Here is a 23,747-nt window from a genome sequence, read left to right on the forward strand (position 1 = left end):
TCTCTCCGGTTACGGAAGACCAGATGGTGGCGAAACACCTGCCCCCCGCCCTCTAGTCTGTCCCAACACTTCCGGAGCCCGGGGATAACGGCTTCTGCGGCCAAGAATCATCGTAACACACTGGTAAGTGTTTCTGTTGTGGGTGGGGTCGGGGAAACGCGTCCAGGTAGTATCGCGCTCCCCAGACTTGTTGTGTTTCGACCGATCTGAACCCGCGCTCAAAATTCTCGACTAGGAAGCTCACATGGCGATTTCCAGCCTCTCGGCGGCTCAGATCGGCGCCCTATCGGTCACCGTCATACAGAGTCTCTCCCAGACGGAGATCCGCTCGCTCAGCGCGACCCAGGTCGGGTCGATCAACACCACTGGGATCGCGGCCCTCGACACCACCCAGGTCGGGGCGCTCTCAGCCACCCAGGTGAAGGGGCTGTCGGCGACGCAGATCCCGCACTTCGACACAGCCGTGGTCTTCGATACCGAGCAGCTTCAGGTTCTCAGCGCCCCCCAGGTCAAGGCGCTCACCTCCACCCAGCTCGGTGCGCTCGACACCTCCCACATCGCGGTCCTCAGCTCGACGCAGATCGGGGCGCTGTCGGCCACCAATCTCTCGGGGCTGGACGACACCCAGGTCTCCGTCCTCTCCGCCACGCAGATCAAGGGCGTCACCACCACCCAGCTCGCCGGTCTCAGCACCACCGACATTGGCGAGCTCGACGCCACCCAGGTGGGCGCCCTCTCGGCCGGTCAGGTCGCGGCGCTTTCGGCCACCAACATCTCGGCCCTCGACTCCACCCAGGTGGGGGCGCTGAGCGCCACTCAGGTCAAGGGCCTCACCAGCACCCAGCTGAAGGGCCTCAGCACCACCGATATCGGGGAGCTCTCCTCCACCCAGATCGGCGCCCTGACCACCAGCCAGGTCAGCGTCCTGGCCACGACCCAGGTCACCGCCCTGAACGCGACCCAGGTTGGCGCCCTGACGGCGGCGCAGGTCGGGGCCCTGACCCCGGCGGGCCTGTCGGCGCTCGACGCCACCCAGACGGGCTCGCTGAGCACCACCCAGGTGAGCGGCCTGACCACCACCCAACTGAAGTCCCTGTCGACCACCGACTTCGGCGAGCTGACCTCGACCCAGATCGGCTCCCTGTCGGCGGCCCAGCTGGGCGCGCTCTCGGCGACCGCTATCTCGGGCTTGGACGCCACCCAGACGGCGGCGCTCACCACCACCCAGCTCGGCGGTCTCACCACCACCCAACTGAAGTCGCTGACCACCACCGACGTCGGCGAACTGACCACCACCCAGGTCGGCGCCCTCGCCGGAACCCAACTGGCCGCGCTGACGGCCACCGCCGTCTCGGCCCTGAACGCCACCCAGGTGGCGGCGCTCTCCACGACCCAAGTCAAGGGCCTGACCACCGGCCAACTCGCGGGCCTGACCACCACCGACATCGGTGAGTTGAAGGACACCCAGATCGGCGCCCTGTCGGCCGCCCAGATCGGCGCCCTGACCTCCACCAACATCTCCGCTCTCAACGCCACCCAGGTCGCGGCCCTGTCGGTCACCCAGGTGCGGGCGCTCTCCGACAGCCAGATCAAGGCGCTGGACACCACCGACGTGGGCGAACTGTCCTCGACGCAGGTCGGCGCCATGTCCGCGGCCCAGATCGGGGCCCTGTCCTCCACCAGCCTGGCCAGCCTGGACTCCACCCAGCTGGGCGCGCTCTCGGCGGCCCAGATCGGTTCGCTGTCGTCCACCAGCCTCTCGGGCCTCGACGGCACCCAGGTCGCCTCCCTGACCACCACCCAGGTGGGGGGTCTGACGACGACCCAGCTCAAGTCGATCTCCACCACCGACTTCGGTGAGCTGACCTCGACCCAGATCGGCGCGCTCAGCGCCAATCAACTGGCCTCGCTGACCTCGACCAACCTGTCGTCCCTGAACGCCACCCAGGTGGCGGGGCTGTCGACGACCCAGGTCAAGGGCCTGGCCACCACTCAGCTCAGCGCCCTGAGCAACACCGACATCGGTGAGTTCACCGCGACCCAGATCGGCGCGCTCAGCAACGCCCAGATCGGCGCGCTCACCGCCACCCACATCTCGACCCTGGACGCCACCCAGACCGCCGCCCTCTCCACCACCCAGGTGAAGGCGTTGTCGACCACCCAGCTGAAGGGCCTCGACACCACCGACATCGGCGACTTCTCCGGCGACCAGATCGCCGCCCTGGCCACGACCCAGATCGCCGCCCTGTCCTCCACCAATATCGGCTCGCTGGACTCCACGCAGCTGGGCGCCCTGACGGCGGCCCAGATCGGGGCCCTGTCCGCCACCAGCCTCTCGACCCTCGACGCCACCCAGACGGGCTCGCTGAGCGTCACTCAGGTCGGTGGCCTGACCACGACCCAACTGAAGACGCTCTCCACCACCGACTTCGGTGAGCTGACCTCGACCCAGATCGGCGCGCTGTCGGCCGCCCAGGTGGGGGCGCTGTCCTCCACCAACATCTCGTCGCTCAACGCGACCCAGACGGCGGCGCTGACGACGACGCAGGTCAAGGGGCTGGCCACCACCCAGCTGTCGGGCCTCTCCACCACCGACATCGGTGAGCTGACCACCACCCAGGTGGGCGCGCTCGGCGGCACCCAGCTCGCGGCGCTCTCGGCCACCAACATCTCGGCCCTAAACGCCACCCAGACCGCGGCGCTCTCCACCACCCAGGTGAAGTCGCTGACCACCGGCCAGCTGGCCGGTCTGTCGACCACCGACATCGGCGAGTTCGCCGACACCCAGATCGGCGCCCTGTCCACCAGCCAACTGGCCTCGCTGACCGCCACCAACCTGTCGGCGCTCAACGCCACCCAGACGGCGGCGATCACCACCACCCAGATCAAGGCGCTCACCTCCACCCAGCTGAAGGCGCTGGACACCACCGACATCGGTGAACTCTCGGCCGATCAGGTCGGCGCTCTGTCGGCGGCGCAGATCGGCGCCCTGTCCTCCACCAGCCTGGCCAGCCTGGACACCACCCAGCTCGGCGCCCTCTCGGCGGGCCAGATCGGCGCCCTGTCGTCCACCAGCCTCTCGGGCCTGGACGCCACCCAGATCGCCGGCCTCAGCACCACCCAGGTGGGCGGTCTGACCACCACCCAGGTGAAGGGCCTCTCCACGACCGACTTCGGTGAACTGACCTCCACCCAGATCGGCGCGCTGTCGGCGGCCCAGATCGGGGCCCTGAGCTCGACGAACGTCTCCAGCCTCGACGCCACCCAGACGGCGGCGCTCTCCACGACCCAGATCAAGGGCCTGGCGACCACCCAGCTCTCGGCTCTGACGTCGACGGACATCGGTGAACTGACCTCCACCCAGGTCGGCGCGCTCGGCGGCGCTCAACTGGCTTCGCTGACGGCGACCAATGTCTCCAACCTGAACGCCACCCAGGTCGCGGCGATCTCCACCACCCAGGTGAAATCGCTGACCACCGGCCAATTGGCGGGCCTCTCGACCACTGACATCGGCGAGTTCGCCGACACCCAGATCGGCGCCCTGACGCCCTCGCAGATCGGCGCCCTGACGGCGACGAACATCTCGGCCCTGAACGCAACTCAGGTGGCGGCGATCACCGTGACCCAGGTGAAGGCGCTCTCGGCGACCCAGGTCAGGGCGCTGGACACCACCGACGTCAACGAACTGTCCTCGACCCAGGTCGGGGCGATGTCGGCGGCCCAGATCGGGGCCCTGTCCTCCACCAGCCTGGCCAGCCTGGACACCACCCAGCTCGGCGCCCTCTCGGCCGCCCAGATCGGCGCTCTGTCCGACACCAGCCTGTCGGGCCTGGACGCCACCCAGATCGGCGGCCTGACCACCACCCAGGTGGGCGGCCTGACCACCAGCCAACTGAAGGCCCTTTCGACCACCGACTTTGGTGAACTGACCTCGACCCAGATCGGCGCGCTCAGCGCCAATCAGCTGTCCGCCCTGACCTCCACCAACATCTCGTCTCTGAACGCCACCCAGGTCGCGTCGCTCTCGACAACCCAGGTCAAGGGTCTGGCGACGACCCAGCTCAGCGCGCTCTCGGCCACCGACATCGGCGAGTTCACCGCCACCCAGGTCGGAGCCCTGTCCAACGGCCAGATCGCGGCGCTGACGGCCACCAACATCTCGGCCTTGAACGCCACCCAGACCGCGGCCCTCTCCACCACCCAGGTGAAAGCGCTGACCACGACCCAACTGAAGGGTCTGGACACCACCGACATCGGCGACTTCTCCGGGGACCAGATCGCCGCCCTGACCACCAGTCAGATCGGCGCTCTCTCCTCCACCAACCTGGCGGCCATTGACGCGACCCAGATCGCGGCCCTGACCTCGGCCCAGATCGGCTCGCTCTCCAGCGCGAGCCTCTCGGCCCTGGACGCCACCCAGACGGCGCTGCTCTCCACAACCCAGATCGGTGGTCTGACCACCACCCAGGTGAAGGGGCTCTCCACCACCGACTTCGGTGAACTGACCTCCACCCAGATCGGGGCGCTGTCGGCGGCCCAGATCGGGGCTCTGAGCTCGACGAACGTCTCCAGCCTCGACGCCACCCAGACCGCGGCGCTCTCCACGACCCAGGTGAAGGGTCTGGCGACCACCCAGCTTTCTGCCCTGACCTCCACCGACATCGGCGAACTGACCTCCACCCAGGTCGGCGCGCTGGGCGGCACGCAACTGGCCTCGCTGACGGCGACCAATGTCTCGAACCTGAACGCCACCCAGACCGCGGCGCTCTCCACCACTCAGGTGAAGTCGCTCACAACCGGCCAGCTGGCGGGCCTCTCGACCACCGACATCGGCGAATTCGCCGACACCCAGATCGGCGCCCTGACGCCCTCGCAGATCGGCGCCCTGACGGCGACCAACATCTCGGCCCTCAACGCTACTCAGGTGGCGGCGATCACGGTGACCCAGGTCAAGGCGCTCTCGGCGACCCAGGTCAGGGCGCTGGACACCACCGACGTCAACGAACTCTCCTCGACCCAGGTCGGGGCGATGTCGGCGGCCCAGATCGGGGCCCTGTCCTCCACCAGCCTGGCCAGCCTGGACACCACCCAGCTCGGCGCCCTATCGGCCGCCCAGATCGGGGCGCTGTCCGACACCAGCCTGTCGGGCCTCGACGCCACCCAGATCGGCGGCCTGACCACCACCCAGGTGGGCGGCCTCACCACCAGCCAGATGAAGGCGCTGTCGACCACTGACTTCGGTGAACTGACCTCGACCCAGATCAATTCGCTCTCGGCGGCTCAGCTTGGCGCGGTCACCGCCACCAACATCTCGTCGCTGAACGCTACCCAGGTCGGCGCCCTTTCGACCACCCAGGTCAAGGGTCTGGCCACCACCCAGCTCAGCGCGCTCTCGGCCACCGACATCGGTGAGTTCACCTCCACCCAGATCTCGGCGCTCAGCGCCGTCCAGATCGCTGCGGTGACCTCCACCGGCATCGCGGCCCTGGACGCCACTCAGACGGCGGCCCTGACCACCACCCAGGTGAAGGCCCTGACGACAACCCAGCTGAAGGGTCTGGACGCCACCGACGTCCGGCAACTGACGGGGACCCAGGTTGGCGCGCTCACCAGCAGCCAGCTCGGAGCCCTGACCGCCACCAATATCGGCGCCCTCGACTCCACGCAGGTCGGCGCTCTCTCGGCCGCCCAGATCGGCGCGCTCTCGTCCACCAACCTCTCGGCCCTGGACGCCACCCAGACCGCCGGTCTGACCACCACCCAGGTGTCGGGCCTGACCACGACCCAGCTGAAGGCGATGAGCACCACCGACTTCGGTGAGCTCACCTCCACCCAGATCGGTTCGCTGTCCGCCGGCCAGCTCGGGGCCCTGACCGCCACGAACATCTCCAGCCTCGATGCGACCCTGGTCAGCTCGCTCTCCACAACCCAGGTCAAGGGTCTGGCGACGACGCAACTCAGCGCGCTCTCGGCCACCGATGTCGGCGAGTTCACCTCGACTCAGATCGGCGCCCTGGCCGCCAGCCAGGTCTCCGCCCTGACGGCAGGCGCCTTCTCGGCCCTGAACCAGACCCAGGTCGCGGCGCTCTCCGCCACCCAGGTGAAGGGCCTGACCTCGACCCAGCTCTCGGGTCTCAGCGTCACCGACATCGGCGAGCTTTCGGGTGACCAGGTGGGGGCGCTGACGCCCACTCAGTTGGGCTCGCTGACGGCGACCAACATCTCGGCCCTCAACGCTACCCAGGTGGCGGCGATCTCGGTCACCCAGGTGAAGGGCCTGACCTCGACCCAGCTCAAGGGCCTCGACACCACCGACATCGGCGAACTCTCGTCGACCCAGGTGGGGGGGCTGACTGCGGCTCAGATCGCCGCGCTCTCGACCACCAGCATCCAGACCCTGGACACCACCCAGCTGGGCGCTCTGGCCACCACCCAGATCTCGGCCCTGAGCGCCACCGCCTTCTCGGCCCTGGACGCCACTCAGACGGCGGCCCTGACCACGACCCAGGTCGGCGCCCTGACCACCAGCCAGGTGGCCAGCCTGTCGACCACTGACTTCGGTGAACTGACCTCGACCCAGATCGGGGCGCTGTCGGCCAACCAGGTCGGGGCCCTGAGCGCCACCAACCTCTCGAGCCTCGACGCCACTCAGACGGCGGCGCTGTCCACCACCCAGGTGAAGGGTCTCACGACGACCCAGCTGAAGAGCCTCTTCACCACCGACATCGGTGAGTTCACCGCCACCCAGATCGGCGCCCTGACGACGGTTCAGCTGCCCGCGCTGACGTCCACCGGCCTCTCGGCCCTGAACGCCACGCAGACGGCGGCGCTCTCCACCACCCAGGTGAAGTCGCTGACCACCAGCCAGCTGGCTGGCCTCTCCACGACGGATATCGGGGAGTTCGCGGACACCCAGATCGGCGCCCTCAGCTCCAGCCAGTTCGCGGCCTTGACGTCGACCAATGTCGGAGCCCTGAACACCACGCAGATCGGGGCCCTCTCCACGGCGCAGATCGGGGTGCTGTCGCAGACCAGCCTCTCCACCCTGGACGCCACCCAGGTTCAGGCGATCTCCACCACCCAGGTGGGCGGCTTCACCACCACCCAGCTGAAATCCCTCAGTACGACGGACTTCGGGGATCTGACCTCGACCCAGATCAACGCCCTTTCGGCGGCGCAACTCGGGGCCCTGACGGCGACGAACATCTCGTCGCTCGACACCACCCAGTTCCAGGCGCTCTCCACCACCCAGGTGAAGGGGCTGACCACGACCCAGCTCTCGGGCCTGACCTCTACGGATATCGGCGAGTTCAGCTCCACCCAGGTGGGCAGTCTGACGGCGGCTCAGATCCCGGGTCTGACCGCAACCGGGGTCTCGGCCCTGAACGCGACCCAGACCGGCGCGCTGAGCACCACCCAGGTCAAGGCGCTGACCACGACCCAGCTGAAGAGTCTCTCCACTACCGATATCGGCGATCTGGCCGACACCCAGTTCGCGGCGCTGTCCTCGACCCAGGTGGGCGCGCTCTCCGCCACGGTGGTCGCCGGCTTCTCGGTGACGCAGGCCAATGCTCTGGCGACGACCCAGATCACGGGCCTGACGGCCACCCAGCTCGACGGATTGTCGGTGACCAACATCTCCGGCATGAACTCGACCTTGCTGAACGCCATGACCGCCACCCAGGTCCAGAGCCTGGACGACGCTCAGATCGCCGCCTACGTCGCCTCGACCTAAACGCGGCGGACGCCACCCCTGCGCCGGGCTTTCGAGCCCGGCGCAGATGGTCGCATTCCGATCCCCGGTCTGGAATCCAGGCTTCAGAGGCGCCACAACGGGCTGACGGAATCCTCTGGCCGAGTCGCAGGCCGCTTGGGTCCGGCACGGCTGGAAGGGCAGGCGCGAAACCACAATGTCCCAGGACCTCTTCCTCTCGGCGCTGCAGAAGGCCACGGCGGGAACCCTTGGCCTGGCGGAGCTGATCAACACCGCCAACACGCTCAGCGTCACGGGCGCGGGCGACCAAGCCCAGCAGCTCTACAAGATCTGGGCGGCCTTTAATCCCGAGCATCCGCAGCTCTATGTCGCCCACTTTAACCGCGGATGCCTGCAGACCCAGGCTGGCGATCTGGCCGGCGCCATCGAGGCCCTGACCGCCGCCATCACCCTCGATCCGGAATTCATGCCCGGCTACATCAACCTGGGCGGGGTGCTGGAGCGCAACGGCCAGCCCGACGAGGCTATCTCGCTGTGGCAGACCGGCCTGCAGAAGGTCGCCGCCATCACCGGACAGGGGTTCGACTACAAACTGTCGACCCTGAAGCAGCTGGCCCGCATCCTCGCCGACACCCAGAAGATCGAGGCCGCCGAGGCCATCCTGCGCGAGACCTTGGCTCTGGATCCTACCCAGCGCGACGTGATCGAACAGTACCTCGCCATGCGCCTGGTCCAGTGCAAGTGGCCGGTGGTCGAGCCGCTGCCGGGCCTGGACGCCCAGACGCAGGTGACCAACACCCATCCCCTCTCGCTGGCGGCCTATACCGACGACCCGCTGCTGCAGCTGGCCGCGGCCAGCCGCTATGTCGAGATGACCGCCGACTCTCCGTTGGAGCTTGCCGCCTCCGACCGCCGGCATGCGCCGGTGGATGTTCAGGGCCGCCGGCTGCGGGTGGGCTACATCTCCTCGGACCTGCGCGACCACGCCGTGGGCTATCTGATGGCCGAGCTGTGGGATCTGCATGACAAGGCCAAGGTCGAGGTCTTCGCCTATTACTGCGGCATCCCCTCGGTCGACGCGCTCACCCTGCGCACCCGCGGCGCGGTGGAGCACTGGACCGATATCCGTCCGATGACCGACGCCCAGGCGGCCGCGCAGATCGCGCAGGACGGCATCGACATCCTGGTGGACGTCAACGGCCACACACGGGAATCCCGCACCGGCGTCTTCGCCCTGCGGCCGGCCCCGATCCAGGTGAACTGGCTGGGCTATCCCGGCACCATGGGCAGCCCCTACCACCACTACATCGTCGCTGACGGCTGGATCGTGCCGCCCGGTTCGGAAATCTATTACTCCGAGAAGGTGGTGCGGCTGCCGTGCTACCAGCCCAACGACCGCAAGCGTTTCGTGGCGGCCGAGCGTCCGACCCGGGCGCAGGCTGGACTGCCGGACGACGCCTTCGTCTTCTGCTGCTTCAACGGCGCCCAGAAGATCAGCCGCGCCACTTTCGAACGCTGGCTGACCATCTTGAAGCGGGTGGAGGGCAGCGTGCTGTGGCTGCTGGAAAGCACCCCGGAAACTCACGCCCGCCTGCTGGCCTATGCGGCCGGGCAGGGGGTCGCGCCCGAGCGCCTGATCTTCGCCCCCAAGCTGCACAATTCCCTGCACCTGGCCCGCTATCCCCTGGCCGACCTGTTCCTCGACACCGCCGCCTATGGCGCCCACACCACCGCGTCGGACGCCCTGTGGATGGGGGTGCCGATGGTCACCCTGTCGGGACGCAGCTTCGCCGCCCGGGTCTGCGGCAGCCTGGTGCGCGCCTCGGGCCTGGTGGACCTGGTCTGCGCCAGCCCCGACGAGTATGTGGAGCGCGCCGTGACCCTGGGTCACGACCGGGCTCAGATCGCCGCCTACAAGGCCCAGCTCGAAGCCAACCGGGACACCTGCGACCTCTTCAACATGGAGAAGCTGGTCTCGAGCCTGGAGGACCTCTACGCGACCATGGTGGTGGACTATCAGCAGGGCGCCTTGCCGCGTCCCGACCTCACCAACCTGGACGTCTACATGAAGGTTGGCGTCGACCACGATCATGAGGGTCAGGAGATCCTGGCGATGGAGGATTACCACGGTCTCTACAAGGCCAAGCTGGCAAGCCGCCATCTGGCCCGGCCGGTGGTGGCCGACAACCGGCTCTGGACCGCTCAGGACATCGCCCTGACGGACGGTGAGCCGGCGGTTCCCGAACCCCAGGCCCGCCTGCGCCGCGCCGCCGCCGACTGACCGATCCGCGCGCGTCTACGCGTGCCTGAACTGGAAGACGCATGACTCGGAAGGTTCTCGAAGAGCTCCGCGCCCAGGGCTATACGCCGGCCACCCTGCTGGACGTCGGCGCCAATATCGGCGGCTTCACGGCGGAATTCCTGCAGGTCTTCCCCGACTGCGCGCCGATCCTGGTGGAGCCCAACCCCTTCTGCGAACCCGATCTGGAAAAGCTGGGCTTTGAGCGCCACATGGTGGCGGCCTCCGACAAGGCGGGCGTGGCCGAGCTGTTCCTCAGCCGGGACTGGCTGCAGTCCACAGGCGTCTCGCTCTATCGCGAGGACACCCACTATTTCCGCGACGAGAAGGTGCTGAAGCAGGCCGTGCCGACGGTGCGGATCGACGACCTGTTCGCCGGCCGCCGCTTCGACTTCGTCAAGATCGACACGCAGGGCGCCGAGGTCGACGTCCTCAAGGGCGGGGCCAGCGTGCTGGCCGAGGCCGACTACATCCTCCTTGAGGTCTCGATGGTCGAGTACAACATCGGCGGCGCCAAGGCTGAGGATGTGTTCGCCCAGCTGGAATCCATGGGTTTCCACTGCGCCGAGATCGTTGAGTTCCACCGCCTCGACGACGTGCGCGAGAACGGCCTGCTGCAGATCGACGTGCTGTTCGAGCGCCGCGCCAAGCGCGCCACCCCCTCGACCCAGGCCCTGTTCGAGTTGGGCCAGGCGATGGTCGGCGAGGGGCGTACCGACGCCGCCCTGACCATCTTCGAGAATCTGGTGGCCCTGCGGCCCCGGGACGAGGCGGCGCTGCGGGCCCTGATCGAGATCTACACGACCCAGGACCGCACCCTTGAGGTGCTGGAGGCCCTGCGCGCCATCCGGCTCAGCCGCGGCAACCCCGACAGCCTGCTGTCGGAGATCCAGGAGCGAGCCATGCCGGCGATCGGCAAGTTCAACGCCCACCTGGAGGCCGGCGAGACCGTCCAGGCCGAGCGTTACGCCGCCGCCCTGGTGGCCCTGATCCCCAACAGCGAGCCGATGCTCACGGCTGCGATGAGCTGCAACCAGGTGCTCCGCCGTTGGGGCGAGGTGGAGCGCTATGCTCGCGCCCTGCTGAAGGTTGATCCCACCAACCCGACAGCCCAGGTCGTGATGGCCGCCGCCAATCGCACCGCGCCGCCCCCGCCGCCCGCCGATCCGGCCCTGGCGGAGATCGCCGACAAGATGGCTGCGGCCCTGGCGCCCGGCGACATGCACCCGCTGCTGCGTCTGCGCGACATCCACGACGTGGTCAGCCTGATCCTCTGCCGGCCGCTGACGCCCCAGAGCGAGGCGCAGATCGAGGCCATGCTGGCCGCGGCCGGCGCCCTGCAGGTGGTGGTGGATCCGGAGTCAGAATGGGAGGGCTGGTATAAGCACTACCGCCTGCTACTGGACGCGGTGGATCTCGCCGCCGTAAGGGCGCCGACCCCGACGCCCGCCCCGGAATCCGACCTCGCCTTCGTTTCGGCGACGGGCGCGGCGATGGACTGGGACAGCGTGCGCGCCACCGCCGACCGGCTAGCGGTCAAGGCGGTGTTCTTCGCCGCCGCCGACGAGACCTATGTGGACCTCTACGCCCGCTGGTACGCGCTCTCGGTGCTGAAGTATTCCGACGTGCCGAGCCTGATCGTCATCCATGTGATCGGCGGCAAGGACGAGCTGGCGGCCATCGCCGCGCGGGTGGGCATTACCGACGAGCGCCTGATCTTCGCCGGCGACGACTTCGATGCGGAAGCCGTGACCACCAAGGTCTATGACGCCCCGCCCAAGGGCTTCATCGCCCGCCCGGTGGCCCATTTCCAATGCGTGCGGTTCCAGCGTCTGGGAACCCTGTTGGCGCGCCTGGAGCGGCCGGTCTTTGTCTCCGACATCGACCTGATCCTGCAGCGCGGCGTTTCCGATCTGCTGGCCCGCGCCGCTCCGGCCGATGTGATGTTCAACGAGAATGAGATCAGCTTCAACGCAGGCTCGCGGCTGACGGCCAACCTGCTGCTGGTGAATCCGACGCCTGACGCCCAGGTCTTCCTGGCCTTCCTGCGCGCCTATGTGGAACGCGAGCTGGCCAAGCCCGCCGTGACCCGCTGGATCGACCAGGTGGCCCTGATCTTCGCCCGCCACCACCTGATGGCCCGGGGGGCCGCCCCCAACATCGCCTATTTCGACACCACGTCGGACATCAATAACGTGATGTATCCCTCCTATCAGGCCAACCCGTTCCGCTTCCTGTCCCTGTTCCACGGCTTCGACACCTCCAGCCTGGAGGGGGCCGGGGAGGGCGCCGCGGCGGAGTGACACCCGCCCCACGGGTGGAAGACTCAGTCTAGGTTCGCAGCCTCCAAGCGGACCGGATGGACATGAAGCGCATATTGGTGACCGGGGGCGCCGGGTTTGTCGGCTCCCACCTCTGCGAACGTCTGGTCGAGGCGGGCCATGAGGTTCTGTGCGTCGACAACTACTATACAGGTTCGCGGCGCAACGTGGCCCACCTGCTGGCCAATCCCAACTTCGAGCTGCTGCGTCACGACGTGACCTTCCCGCTCTTCGCCGAGGTGGACGAGATCTACAACCTGGCCTGCCCGGCCTCGCCGATCCACTACCAGTTCGACCCCGTGCAGACGACCAAGACCAGCGTGCACGGCGCCATCAACATGCTGGGCCTCGCCAAGCGCCGGAAGGCCAAGATCTTCCAGGCGTCGACCAGCGAGGTCTATGGCGACCCCACCATCCATCCGCAGGTGGAGGAGTACTGGGGCAATGTGAACCCCATCGGCATCCGCTCCTGCTACGACGAGGGCAAGCGCTGCGCCGAGACCCTGTTCTTCGACTACCACCGCCAGCACAAGCTGCAGATCAAGGTGGCGCGGATCTTCAACACCTATGGCCCGCGCATGCATCCCAATGACGGGCGGGTGGTGTCGAACTTCATCATGCAGGCCCTGCGCGGCGAGCCGATCACCCTCTATGGCGAGGGGCTGCAGACGCGGTCGTTCTGCTATGTCGATGACCTAGTGGAGGGGTTCATCCGGCTGATGGCCACCGGCGACGAGATCACCGGCCCGATAAACCTGGGCAATCCCGGCGAGTTCACCATCAAGGCCCTGGCCGAGATGGTGGTGGCCCAGACCGGGTCGAAGTCCACCATAACCTACCAGCCCCTGCCGTCGGACGACCCCAAGCAGCGCCAGCCCGACATCTCCAAGGCTCGCGCCCTGCTGGACGACTGGCAGCCCACCATCGCCCTGGAACAGGGCCTGGCTCGCACCATCGCCTATTTCGATGGCCTGCTGAAAAGCGGCGCGGCCTAAACCAAGCACCTGACGGGACGCGCGGATGAACATCGACGAACAGGCCGCGGTCAACGCCGACATCTACCGCTTCGCCCAGGGCTACCTGCAGAAGCGCGGCTGGTTCGCGAGCCTGGGCGGCATTCCGCGCAATAACGAGGGCGTGGTCCCCTGGATCACCTACCCAGCCTATATCCAGCTCAAGCGGATCATCCGCCCCGACTTCAAGGTGTTCGAGTACGGCTGCGGCGGCTCGTCCCTCTGGTGGGCCAACAATGTCGCCGCGGTCACCAGTGTCGAGCATGACAAGGCCTGGGGCGAAAACGTCTCCAACGCCGCCCAGCCGAACCTGACGGTCATCGTCCGCGAGATGGGGGAGGCCGCCGACGCCGAGCGCATCGACGCCGTGGCCCCGTTCTTCGCCGCCCCCCCGGAACTGCCGCTCTCGCACAGCGACGAGCACAACATCATGCACGGTCTGATCTCGGAGACCTTCATCGCCTACGCCACCGAGATCATGGCGTTCCCGAAGGAATATTTCGACGTCATCGTCGTGGATGGGATGGCGCGCGCGCTCAGCGCCTGGATGGCTATCCAGTATCTCAAGCCCGGCGGCATCATCGTTTTCGATAACTCCGACCGCTGGCAGTACAACGGCGCCTACCGGATGCTGAGCGCCGCCGGCTTCCGCCGCATCGACTATTACGGCCCCGGTCCGGTGAACAAGATCGAGTGGTGCACCTCGCTGTTTGTCCGCGACCTGAACGTCTTCGACGCCAGCATCGACAGCCCCCACGGCGACTGCGACCTGGGCTGGTAGGCGGGCGCGCCGCGGCCAAACAGCGCCAACGTCGTCGGCCGCTTGCCCCACTAGGCAGAATCGAGTCCTGCCGACCGGGTCGTGAGTTTCCCCCCGGCAAGTCGTGCCGAGGCGGCAAATCATCCCTGGTATGATTAATGCGGCCTTCGGTGGCCGCTCATATTAATCAATAAAAACAGCAGCTTAAAAAGTGAACGCGGACCCCAAACTGGCCCGCCGCTTGCGAGAGTGTCGGCAAGGCGAAAAACCCGCCCCGCAGGCAAAAGCCGCAAACTCTCTCCCGACCAGAATGGAAGGATCCCAAATGCCGTATAATTCGGTGAATACCAACGTGGGCGCGATGATCGCGCTCCAAAACCTCAATGCGACCAACTCCGATCTGTCGATGACTCAAAACCGGATCAATACTGGCAAGAAGGTGGCTAACGCCAAGGACAACGGCGCTATCTGGGCGATCGCTCAGAACCAGCGCGCGGCGTCCGGGTCGTTGAACGCCGTCCGGGATTCGCTGCAACGCAGCCAGTCCACGGTCGACGTCGCCATCGCTGGTGGGGAAACGGTTTCGGATCTTCTGCTTCAGATGAAGGAAAAGGCTCTGGCTGCGTCCGATAGCAGTCTGGACGGCGCGTCGCGCAATGCCCTGAACGAAGACTTCATGGCCCTGCGCGACCAGATCCAGAAAGCTGTCAACAACGCGGCGTTCAACGGCGTGAATATGTTGAACGGAGCCGGTGTGGGCGGCGCGGTGACGATCTCGGCCCTCGCCGATGAGTCTGGGCAATCCAGGCTCACGGTCTTGGCTCAGGATATGTCGCTCGGCTCGCCCACAAGCGCTGTGGCTTTGATCGCGACGGATTCAATTGGGACCCAAACAGGCGCGGCCGCCATGATCACGACGATCGGGACTTCCATTGCGAATGTCTCGACCGCTCTGTCAAAGCTGGGCACGGGTTCCAAGTCGCTCGCAAACCACATGACCTTCATCAACAAGCTACAGGACGCGGTCGATGCCGGCGTGGGCAACCTCGTCGACGCCGACCTCGCCAAGGAGAGCGCAAGGCTCACCTCGCTGCAGACGAAGCAGCAACTCGGTGTCCAAGCGCTGTCGATTGCCAATCAAATGCCGCAGACGATTATGTCTCTGTTCCGCGGCGGTTAGGTTGGTCGCAGCGCCGGGCGGGCCCTCCCCCCACAGGGGGAACCCGCCCGGCGAGCTCTTTGAACTGCTGGGCGCCGTTTGCCGCATGAGGTCGGCAATTTCTGCCCAAGCGCGGTTGAGGTAGGCAAGTCCTGCCGAGCGCAAACGTCCCTAACAAGGGTTTAATCCAACCATTTCAATATCTTATGGCGGGCCAATAGCCCGTGGGCGTTCCGGCTGAGGTGGCCCGAAACTTGCTTTTAACCACGTGGGCAAAATGCCTACGGTCAGCAAAATGCAGACCGGTGACCTGAGAACAAGGACACCTCTGATGCCGAATAGCGTCAATACCAACGTCGGGGCGATGATCGCCCTGCAAAACCTCAACATGACCAACTCCGACTTGATGACGGTCCAGAACCGCATCAACACCGGCAAGAAGATCGCTTCCGCCAAGGACAACGGCGCCATCTGGGCCATCGCCCAGAACCAGCGTGCGACCTCCGGCTCCCTGAACGCGGTCAAGGACTCCCTGCAACGCTCGCAATCGACCGTCGATGTCGCCATCGCCGGCGGTGAGGCCGTGTCCGATCTGCTCCTGCAGATGAAGGAAAAGGCCCTGGCCGCCTCCGACTCCAGCCTCGACACCGCTTCGCGGACCGCCCTGAACGAAGACTTCAAGGCTCTGCGCGACCAGATCGGCAAGTCGGTCTCCAACGCGACGTTCAACGGTGTGAACATGATCAACTCGGGCGGCACCACCATCGCGGCCCTGGCCAATGACGACGGCAGCTCCAAGCTGACCGTCTCGGCTCAGGACCTGTCTCTCGGGAGCACCATCCTGGGCGGCGGCTCTGGCCTCACGGCGACGTCCTCGATCGGCACGCAGACCACCGCGGGCGCTATGATCACCACCATCGGCACCGCCATCGGCGCCGTTTCCACCGCTCTGTCGAAGCTCGGCACGGGGTCCAAGTCCATCGGGGCCCACCTGACCTTCATCAACAAGCTGCAGGACTCGATCGACGCCGGGGTGGGCAACCTCGTCGACGCCGACCTGGCCAAGGAAAGCGCACGCCTCACCTCGCTGCAGACCAAGCAGCAGCTCGGTGTCCAGGCGCTCTCGATCGCCAACAGCTCCTCTTCGGGTCTGCTCAGCCTCTTCCGCGGCTAGGGCAGGCGCGCGAGGCGGAAACGCCTCGTCACCGGCCGGACCTGGCGGGGAGGGCGAAGACATCCTCCCCGCCGATTTCGGTCAAACAGGGACGTTCACGGGCCAGTCCCGTCAACGAAGGGAGACATGGAAACCAAGGCTACAAATCTGGCGGCCATCACCGACCAAAACCTCAATCAGCAATCGCATCAGCATCCCGCCGCGCCCGAAGCCGCCCCTCGCGCGGTCAAGATCGCCGAAGGGGCCGAAGACCAGGCGGATATTCGGCTGATCATCGAGGAGCAGGGCGGCACCTACGTCTACAAGACAGTCGACCGGCGGACCGGCGACATTGTGGCGCAGTATCCGAGGGAAGAACTCCTGAAGATGCGTGAGGAAGACGACTACGCCGCCGGCTCGGTCATCCGCGCCAAGGTCTGATCCAGGGGGTAACCGCCTCTGAAACCGAAGGAATTACTGCCCCGGGAAACCGGTCGGCAGGCGCTCGCATATGGGCGTTAACCTTCTGGACACCATGATTCCATAGCTTCCAGCGCAGGAAGACCGGTCCCACCGACTCGCAGAAGAGCCGGTTGAAGGGGGCGGGCGCGCCAAGGAGGCCGGGTCGTGTCAATCAGCGTTCATACGAACAAGTCTGCGCTCGTCGCGCTGCAGAACCTCAACAAGACCAACGACGAGCTGAGCGACGTCCAGAACCGTATCAATACGGGCCTGTCCATCGCCACCGCCAAGGACAACGCCTCCGTCTGGTCCATCGCCCAGGGGCAGCGCGCCGATATCGGCGCCCTCGCGGCGGTGAAGATGAGCCTGGACCGAGCCCAGTCCATCGCCGAAGTCTCGATGGCGGCCGGTGAGTCCATCTCCGACCTGCTGGTGCAACTCAAGGAGAAGGTGGTCTCGTCTCAGGACCCGTCCCTCGACGTCTCATCGCGCACCGCCCTGGACGCCGATTTCAAGTCGATCCTGCGTCAGATCGCCCAGGTCGGCCAGAACGCCTCCTTCGATGGCGCCGACATTCTCGACGGCACGACGACTTCGATCCGCTTCCTCGCCAACGCCGACGCCAACGCCTACATCACCCTGTCGGGCCAGGACATGAGCCTGGGCGGGGCGATCATCACCATGGGCGCGACGTCGTCGATCACCACGGTGACGCTGGCTCAAACCGCCCTGACTCAGCTCGATGTGTCGATCGGCAACGTCAACCAGGCGCTCGGCGCGCTTGGCGCCCAGGCCAAGCAGATCGAGAACCATAACAAGTTCGTCTCCAAGCTGACCGACGTGCTGCAGGCCGGGATCGGCAACCTGGTGGACGCCGACGTCGCCAAGGAAAGCGCCCACCTCCAGGCCCTGCAGGTCCAGCAGCAGCTCGGCGCCCAGGCGCTGTCGATCGCCAACCAGGCGCCGCAGATCATCCTGTCGCTGTTCAAGTAATTGCTGGCGGCCCCACCCCGGAGCCGTCTTGAGGCCCGAGCCCACAAGGCTCGGGCTTTTCGCGTCTTAACGCTGGGGCTTAACCCCTCGTCATCCCCTTGCGTGCGAAGATTTGCTGGCGGATCTGCGTCCGCGGGCAGCGGGTCATGACGGTCACCTTCGACACCAACATTCTGCTGAACTACTACCAGGGCCGCGCCGGGGCGCCCCTGACGACCGCTGGCGCCACGAACGCGGCGGTGAAGAAGTACGCCCCCAGCGCGCCGTGGCTGCCCGGCGCCCAGACCGCCTCCAATACGCCGGCCCTGATGACCACGGCGGTCAAGAACGCCATGCTGGGCCACAAGCTGGTGGACGAGAGCGCCGCCAAGCTCGACCTGGCCGGGGCCAGCGCCGACTACAAGAAGCTGTTTGCCCTCTACCAGGGCATCGACACCCTGGCCGGCGTGGTCGACCAGATGAGCGCTAAGAACGTCAACAGCGCCGACAAGGCCCGCATCCAGTCGGTGTTCACCAAGGGCCTGGCCGAGATCACCGCCTATACCGACCAGCTCGACCTTGACCAATTGCGCCTGACCCGCGCCTCGGTGTCCGACAAGGCCAAGTCAACGGTGGGCGTCAGCCGCGCCAAGACCGACTACACCACCCCGCCGCTGGTGTCTGGGGACGTCAACGCCCCGGTCGACGCCTTCCAGGGCGATGTGAAGTTCAACATCTCCATCAAGCGCGTGAACACCATCCACGACGTGGCCATCGATCTCGACGAGATGGGCGCGACGCCGCGCAACATGGCCAACGTGACAGCCTATATCAACGGCAAGCTCGGGGACGCCGAGGTGGGCACCAGCGTCTCGTCCCTGCGCATCCCCGGCGGCGACCGCATGGTCCAGATCGCCGGCAAGGCCACCAAGGTCGGCGTCAATCCCGACCAGTGGGCGATGAAGTTCAACATCGACTCCGGCGACACCCTGACGTTCTCCGCGCCGAAGACCGAACCGGCCATCTATCTGGCCCAGAGCGTCGGAAACCCCGATCCGGACGGCAAGTCCACCACCAAGGACGGCGTGATCACCAGCCAGCTGCTGAAGGTCCAGACCGACACCACCGACGTGACCCCGCCGCCTCAGGCGACCGGGGTGGCCAACTTCATCGACGGCCGGGTCTGGTCGAAGGACATGGAGAAATCGGTGGGCGCGGTCCATGCGACCCAGGTCGCGCCGGACGGCTCAGTCTACGTGCTGGCCGACGTCACTGACCGCACCGCCGGCCAGGCGATCAAGGGGGACCAGGACGTCGCTCTTCTGAAGTACGATTCCGCCGGCAAGCTGCTGTTCACCCGCACCCTCGGCGCGGCCAATAGCGCCAGTGGCCTGGCGCTGGCGGTCTCCTCCGACGGCAAGATCGCCATCGCCGGCAAGGTCACCGGGGACTTGAGCGGCGCGGCGGAGGGCGCTCTGAACTCCGGCGCCACCGGCAGTTTCGCCACCCAGTCCGACAGCTTCGTCACCGTCATGGACGCCGACGGCCAGGAGCAGTGGACCGAGCGCCGCGGAGCGCGCCAGAACGACGAGGCCACCAGCATCGCCTTCGGCGCCGACGGCAGCGTCTATGTCGCCGGCCGCGCGCAATCCAGCCTGCCTGGAACCACCGGCCTGGGTGGCTGGGACAGCTACATCGAGGGCTTCAAGGCCGACGCCAAGAACAAGGTCTCGACCCTGTTTGTGCAGAACGTCGGCTCCTCCGGTTCCGACCGTCCCGGCGGCCTGGTGGTGGACGGCAATTCCCTGGTCCTGGCCAACAACGAGGCCGGCCGCGCCGTCCTCCACCGCTTTGACCTGTCTGGCGGGACGGCCACGGAGACCGCGACGCGGGACCTGGGGGACCTGGCCGGCGGCAGTATCGCTGGCCTGGCCCTGGACGGCGGCCAGCTGGTGATCGCGGGCTCGGCCGGCAGCGACAGCCTGACGGCGGGCGTCACCACGCGCGCCTATACCGCCGGCCTGGACGCCTTCGCCGCGCGGATCTCCTCCAGCCTGACCGCCGGCGCCGGCGACCGGCTGGCCTATTACGGCGGGGCCGGGGACGAAAAGGTCGCGGGCCTGGCGATCTCCGAGGGCCGCGTCTACCTCACCGGCCAGGCCGGATCCGACCTGCCGGGCCTCGACGCCGTGGCCAAGAAGGACGGGTTCCTCACCGAACTGAACCTGGACACCGGCGCCACCGGCTTCACCCGCCGGTTTAGCGGAACCGGCGGCTACGCCACCCCCACCGCCATCGCCGTCGACAATTCCGGGGCCAGCGCCCTGGATCGCCTGGGCCTGCCCAAGGGCACGATGGACATGACCGACTCCGTCCAGCTCGGCGCCATCAGCGCGGTGCGGCCCGGGGACCAGTTCCAGGTGCGCGGCGCGGCCACCGGGCCCTTCAAGACCATCACCATCGATGCGGGCGAGACCCTGGAGACCCTGGTCACCAAGCTCAAGCGCGGTCTGAACTATCAGGCCAACGTCAGCGTCGTGACCTCGGACGGCCAACGCAAGCTGCAGATCAAGCCGCTCAATCCGCGCACCATCCTGGAGTTCGCCTATGGCAAGACCGGCAAGGACGCGCTCTCCCTGCTGGGAATTCCCGAGGGCGTGGTGCGCGCCACCGTCACCAGCAAGGATGGCAAGACCACCTCGGCGGACGGCAAGGGGAACTTCTACGGCCTGGGCATGGACAAGGACATGAACCTCAGCAGCACCGAGGACATCGCCCACACCAAGGCCGAGCTGGCCTCGGCCCTCAACGTGATCCGCACCGCCTACAAGGACCTGAAGGAAGCCGCCATGCCGGAGTCCGAGAAGAAGGCGGAGAAAGCCAAGGCCACCGGCAAGGTCCCGGCCTATCTCACCAGCCAGATCGCCAACTACCAGGCCGCCCTCGACCGCCTGAAAGGCGCCAGCTAGGTCCCTCCCGATCACGAACGCTTGAAACCGTCACACGCGCGGTCTAGCGAGAGGCCATGGATATGTTCAATGACCGACGGATCGTGCTGGCCCTGATCGGCGGCGCCCTGGCGCTGCTGGCCGGGCTGGGCATCGCCATCGGCATGGTCTCCAAGACCCGAAATGATCGGCACACCGCTCCGCCCGCCTCGCAGGGCGGTCTTGTGGTGGAAACCACCACCGCCGACGACGGCGGCATCGACCCCGCCCGGCCCCTGCGCTGCTTCGTGGCCGGACAGTATGTCGGCGAGGTCACCCTGGCCGAATGCGCCAAGAAGAACGGCGTGGCCACCGGCGCCCTGGACGTGGGCGTCGACTCCAGCGGCAACCTGGCCGCCGCCGATGACGCTGGCACCGTCCTGACCCCGCTGCCGCCGGTGCAGACCTCGGCTGTTGAACCGTCCGCGCCGCCGCTGGCCCCCTCCGCCGCGACCGCCGCCACCGCCCCCGTCGCGCCCGCCGCGGGCGCTCCGGCCGGGACCTGTTGGCGCTATGCCGGCAACGTCTGGTCCAAGCTGCCGTCGGAGATGTCGCTCAATTCCTGCGTCCAGGCCCTGTTCGCCGGCCGCTGCGAGCGCCCCGGAGGCGCCACCTATGGCCGCTGGATGACTCAGACCCTGCGCCTGGTCCCTGGCAAGGTCGAGGTTTCGGGCGACAACCGCAGCTTCCGCACCCTGGTGGACCAGGGCGGCGGCTGCGCCATCCCGTCAGTGGGCTAAGGCCACTCGCGCGCCGCAATCAGGCTGTGTAGTCTAGCTCATGGTTCGCAATCTTCTCCTGCTCGGCGCCGCCCTGATCGCTCTCGGGGCCTGCACGAAACGCACCGTCCCGCCCGGCGATGTCGGCGTCTGCTACATGGTCCAGCCCCAGAAGGACGGGTCGCTGAAGTACAACAAGCTGCCGGGCGCCCAGAGCGACCTGGAGCATTGCGCCGCCGCGCTGGAGGCCATGCGCATCCGCTTCCTCAGCCTGGGCGGCAACCAGTACGAGATCACCGGCGCCTACCAGGGCAACTTCATCTTCCTCCAGAAGGAGGGGATCTTCACCGCCCCGTCCCTGGAGGCGCACCGCTACGTGGCCCTGGTCCGCACCGGCGACGGACGCTTGGCGGTTCCTGGCGCCATGCCCCGTCAATAGGTGGCGCGACCGAAGGCCACGGCAATGACCTGTGGACGGTCCGGTGTCAGCCGTGAACGGAACAAGAACATTAACTTGATCGACTGATCCTGCTCGTCTAGCTTGCGCGCCAGGGCGTGAGCGTCCGCATCTACGGAAAAGACAGGAAAAGCATCATGGCGGGCAGCGTCAACAAGGTCATTCTGGTCGGCAATCTGGGCGCCGACCCTGAAATTCGCAGTCTCGGTTCCGGCGACCGGGTCGCCAACCTGCGCATCGCCACCTCGGAAACCTGGCGCGACAAGAGCTCGGGCGAGCGCAAGGAAAAGACCGAGTGGCACCGGGTGGTGATCTTCAACGAGAACCTCGTGAAGGTCGCCGAGAACTACCTGAAGAAGGGTTCCAAGGTTTACATCGAGGGCTCGATCCAGACCCGCAAGTGGGCCGACCAGTCGGGCGTGGAGAAGTTCTCCACCGAGGTGGTGCTGCAGAAGTTCCGGGGTGAACTCACCATGCTGGACGGTCGCGGCGACGCCGAACGTGAAGAGGGCGGCGGATTCAGCAGCGGCGATCGCGGTGGATTCTCGTCAGGCGCCCCCCGCGCCCAGAGCTCGGGCCCGCGCGAGGACTTCTCCGCCGACCTGGACGACGAGATCCCGTTCTAGGCGCGAGGCCCCTGGCTCGTTCGGCCGACGAACTGGCCAAAGCTTTGAAGCGCGTCATCCTTCCGGCCCTGCGGTTGGAAGGTTTCGTGCGGGGGCGAGGTCGCGACCTTCTGCGCCTGCATGGGCCAATCGTGCATCGGCTCTATTTTCAGGTATCGTCTTTCGGGGATCGCCAGTTCTGCACGACGGTCTGCGCCAATCTGGTGGCCGCCCACGACTTTCCGACCCTGAGCCCTGGCTTTCGTCTGAAACGAGATACCGACGGCGGCGATCTCTGGTTGCCGTCCTCGTCGCCCGCCGAGGCCGAGCGGTCGACCCAGGTCCTTCTGAGTTCGATAATGGCCGAAGCCTTGCCTTGGCTTGAAGGGCTGACCACCCCGGAAGGGTATGCGCGCCTACGTGAAACGGTCGAGCATAGACGCGATCATCATCAATGCTTTGAGGCCGCCATCGCCTGGGCATTGGCGGGGGACGAGGACAAGGCCGACCGGAACCTTCACGCCGCGATTAATCTCTACCAAGTCGACGGCCGGGTGTGGTGCGAAGCCTATATTGTACGCGCCGAGGCCTTGCGCTCAGCGCTCTCGAAGGGGCAGGCGGCAGCCCTGCTGGCCGATTGGGATCTTGCTCGCCGGCCCGCGCAGGGCATAAGGACCTAACCTAGAAGGCGCCGCCGGCCCGCAGGTCGACGTCGTATTCGAGATAGGCCTTCAGGCAGCACATCATGTGCATCCAGCCTCCGGCGTTGCCGTGCGAGGCCTTGCTGCCGGCCGCCGTCTCGGGCCAGCCGCCCTCGCGGATCTGGACCATGGTGTTGTGGGCATCCAAGACCTTGAAGACCATCTCCACATGGGTGGTCCCGCCGCCCGGCGCGTCGGAGGGCCAGTCGAAGGCGATCCTCTCGTCCTTGACCACCTGGCCCACCACCACGTCGTAGGTCTGGTCGACCTCGGCGAACTTCCACGTCACGGTGGACCCCTGCGCCAACGGCCCGCTGGAGGTCTGGAGGAAGTAGCCGGTGAGTTTGGCGGGGTTCACAACCGCCTCGAACACCTCAGCCACCGGCTTACGGATCTTAAGCTGCACCTCGAATTTCGCGTCCATG

15 protein-coding genes are annotated in these 23,747 nt (G+C 66.7%); 14 read left to right on the forward strand and 1 reads right to left on the reverse strand.

The window, feature by feature from the left end; all coding sequences use genetic code 11:
- The first annotated feature begins 244 nt into the window (after nucleotides 1–244).
- The 14 genes from JKL49_RS09200 (at nucleotide 245) to JKL49_RS09265 (ending at nucleotide 23,301) form a co-directional block, all read left to right on the forward strand.
- Complete coding sequence (locus JKL49_RS09200) at nucleotides 245–7,735, forward strand: ice nucleation protein (protein ID WP_215339910.1); 7,491 nt, start codon at nucleotides 245–247, stop codon at nucleotides 7,733–7,735.
- Nucleotides 7,736–7,910: 175 nt separating this feature from the next.
- A complete protein-coding gene (locus tag JKL49_RS09205) occupies nucleotides 7,911–9,995 on the forward strand; it encodes an O-linked N-acetylglucosamine transferase, SPINDLY family protein (protein ID WP_215339911.1) in 2,085 nt (694 codons plus the stop codon).
- Nucleotides 9,996–10,036: 41 nt separating this feature from the next.
- The gene (locus JKL49_RS09210) at nucleotides 10,037–12,316 is read left to right on the forward strand and encodes an FkbM family methyltransferase (RefSeq protein ID WP_215339912.1); all 2,280 of its coding nucleotides are present in this window, start codon (nucleotides 10,037–10,039) and stop codon (nucleotides 12,314–12,316) included.
- 56 nt (nucleotides 12,317–12,372) lie between these two features.
- Nucleotides 12,373–13,329 carry a UDP-glucuronic acid decarboxylase family protein gene (locus JKL49_RS09215; RefSeq protein WP_215339913.1) on the forward strand — a complete coding sequence of 319 codons (957 nt, stop codon included), beginning with the start codon at nucleotides 12,373–12,375 and terminating at the stop codon, nucleotides 13,327–13,329.
- A 25-nt stretch (nucleotides 13,330–13,354) separates the two neighbouring features.
- Nucleotides 13,355–14,128: a class I SAM-dependent methyltransferase gene (locus JKL49_RS09220; protein ID WP_215339914.1), complete on the forward strand. Its 774-nt coding sequence runs from the start codon at nucleotides 13,355–13,357 to the stop codon at nucleotides 14,126–14,128.
- Nucleotides 14,129–14,432: 304 nt separating this feature from the next.
- A complete protein-coding gene (locus tag JKL49_RS09225) occupies nucleotides 14,433–15,287 on the forward strand; it encodes a flagellin N-terminal helical domain-containing protein (protein ID WP_215339915.1) in 855 nt (284 codons plus the stop codon).
- Nucleotides 15,288–15,594: 307 nt separating this feature from the next.
- Nucleotides 15,595–16,440, forward strand: coding sequence for a flagellin (locus JKL49_RS09230; RefSeq protein ID WP_215342749.1), 846 nt, complete (start codon nucleotides 15,595–15,597; stop codon nucleotides 16,438–16,440).
- A gap of 126 nt (nucleotides 16,441–16,566) precedes the next feature.
- Entirely contained in the window at nucleotides 16,567–16,860 is a 294-nt protein-coding gene (locus tag JKL49_RS20930) for a flagellar protein FlaG (protein ID WP_215906624.1), read from the forward strand.
- A 186-nt stretch (nucleotides 16,861–17,046) separates the two neighbouring features.
- Nucleotides 17,047–17,874, forward strand: a complete 828-nt coding sequence (locus tag JKL49_RS09240; protein WP_215339916.1) for a flagellin — start codon at nucleotides 17,047–17,049, stop codon at nucleotides 17,872–17,874.
- 146 nt (nucleotides 17,875–18,020) lie between these two features.
- The gene (locus tag JKL49_RS09245; protein ID WP_215339917.1) at nucleotides 18,021–20,822 is read left to right on the forward strand and encodes an autotransporter outer membrane beta-barrel domain-containing protein; all 2,802 of its coding nucleotides are present in this window, start codon (nucleotides 18,021–18,023) and stop codon (nucleotides 20,820–20,822) included.
- A gap of 56 nt (nucleotides 20,823–20,878) precedes the next feature.
- A complete protein-coding gene (locus tag JKL49_RS09250; RefSeq protein ID WP_215339918.1) occupies nucleotides 20,879–21,580 on the forward strand; it encodes a hypothetical protein in 702 nt (233 codons plus the stop codon).
- Nucleotides 21,581–21,620: 40 nt separating this feature from the next.
- Nucleotides 21,621–21,998, forward strand: a complete 378-nt coding sequence (locus JKL49_RS09255) for a hypothetical protein (protein ID WP_215339919.1) — start codon at nucleotides 21,621–21,623, stop codon at nucleotides 21,996–21,998.
- Nucleotides 21,999–22,153: 155 nt separating this feature from the next.
- Complete coding sequence (gene ssb, locus JKL49_RS09260) at nucleotides 22,154–22,642, forward strand: single-stranded DNA-binding protein (RefSeq protein WP_215339920.1); 489 nt, start codon at nucleotides 22,154–22,156, stop codon at nucleotides 22,640–22,642.
- 44 nt (nucleotides 22,643–22,686) lie between these two features.
- Complete coding sequence (locus JKL49_RS09265) at nucleotides 22,687–23,301, forward strand: DUF4304 domain-containing protein (protein ID WP_215339921.1); 615 nt, start codon at nucleotides 22,687–22,689, stop codon at nucleotides 23,299–23,301.
- A gap of 1 nt (nucleotide 23,302) precedes the next feature.
- Here the strand turns inward: JKL49_RS09265 and JKL49_RS09270 are convergent, their stop codons facing one another.
- On the reverse strand, nucleotides 23,303–23,746 hold the full coding sequence (locus JKL49_RS09270; protein WP_215339922.1) for an SRPBCC domain-containing protein: 444 nt from the start codon (nucleotides 23,744–23,746) through the stop codon (nucleotides 23,303–23,305).
- Nucleotide 23,747 lies beyond the last annotated feature (1 nt).

The organism is Phenylobacterium glaciei (genome assembly GCF_016772415.1).
Lineage (GTDB): Bacteria > Pseudomonadota > Alphaproteobacteria > Caulobacterales > Caulobacteraceae > Phenylobacterium > Phenylobacterium glaciei.

Bases quoted from the DNA above. Each gene is read 5' to 3' on its own strand.
- JKL49_RS09200 (WP_215339910.1), top strand. From the start codon at position 245: ATGGCGATTTCCAGCCTCTCGGCGGCTCAGATCGGCGCCCTATCGGTC.
- JKL49_RS09220 (WP_215339914.1), top strand. From the start codon at position 13,355: ATGAACATCGACGAACAGGCCGCGGTCAACGCCGACATCTACCGCTTC.
- JKL49_RS09250 (WP_215339918.1), top strand. From the start codon at position 20,879: ATGGATATGTTCAATGACCGACGGATCGTGCTGGCCCTGATCGGCGGC.
- JKL49_RS09255 (WP_215339919.1), top strand. From the start codon at position 21,621: ATGGTTCGCAATCTTCTCCTGCTCGGCGCCGCCCTGATCGCTCTCGGG.
- JKL49_RS20930 (WP_215906624.1), top strand. From the start codon at position 16,567: ATGGAAACCAAGGCTACAAATCTGGCGGCCATCACCGACCAAAACCTC.
- JKL49_RS09270 (WP_215339922.1), bottom strand. From the start codon at position 23,746: ATGGACGCGAAATTCGAGGTGCAGCTTAAGATCCGTAAGCCGGTGGCT.
- JKL49_RS09215 (WP_215339913.1), top strand. From the start codon at position 12,373: ATGGACATGAAGCGCATATTGGTGACCGGGGGCGCCGGGTTTGTCGGC.
- JKL49_RS09225 (WP_215339915.1), top strand. From the start codon at position 14,433: ATGCCGTATAATTCGGTGAATACCAACGTGGGCGCGATGATCGCGCTC.
- ssb (WP_215339920.1), top strand. From the start codon at position 22,154: ATGGCGGGCAGCGTCAACAAGGTCATTCTGGTCGGCAATCTGGGCGCC.
- JKL49_RS09210 (WP_215339912.1), top strand. From the start codon at position 10,037: ATGACTCGGAAGGTTCTCGAAGAGCTCCGCGCCCAGGGCTATACGCCG.
- JKL49_RS09245 (WP_215339917.1), top strand. From the start codon at position 18,021: ATGACGGTCACCTTCGACACCAACATTCTGCTGAACTACTACCAGGGC.
- JKL49_RS09205 (WP_215339911.1), top strand. From the start codon at position 7,911: ATGTCCCAGGACCTCTTCCTCTCGGCGCTGCAGAAGGCCACGGCGGGA.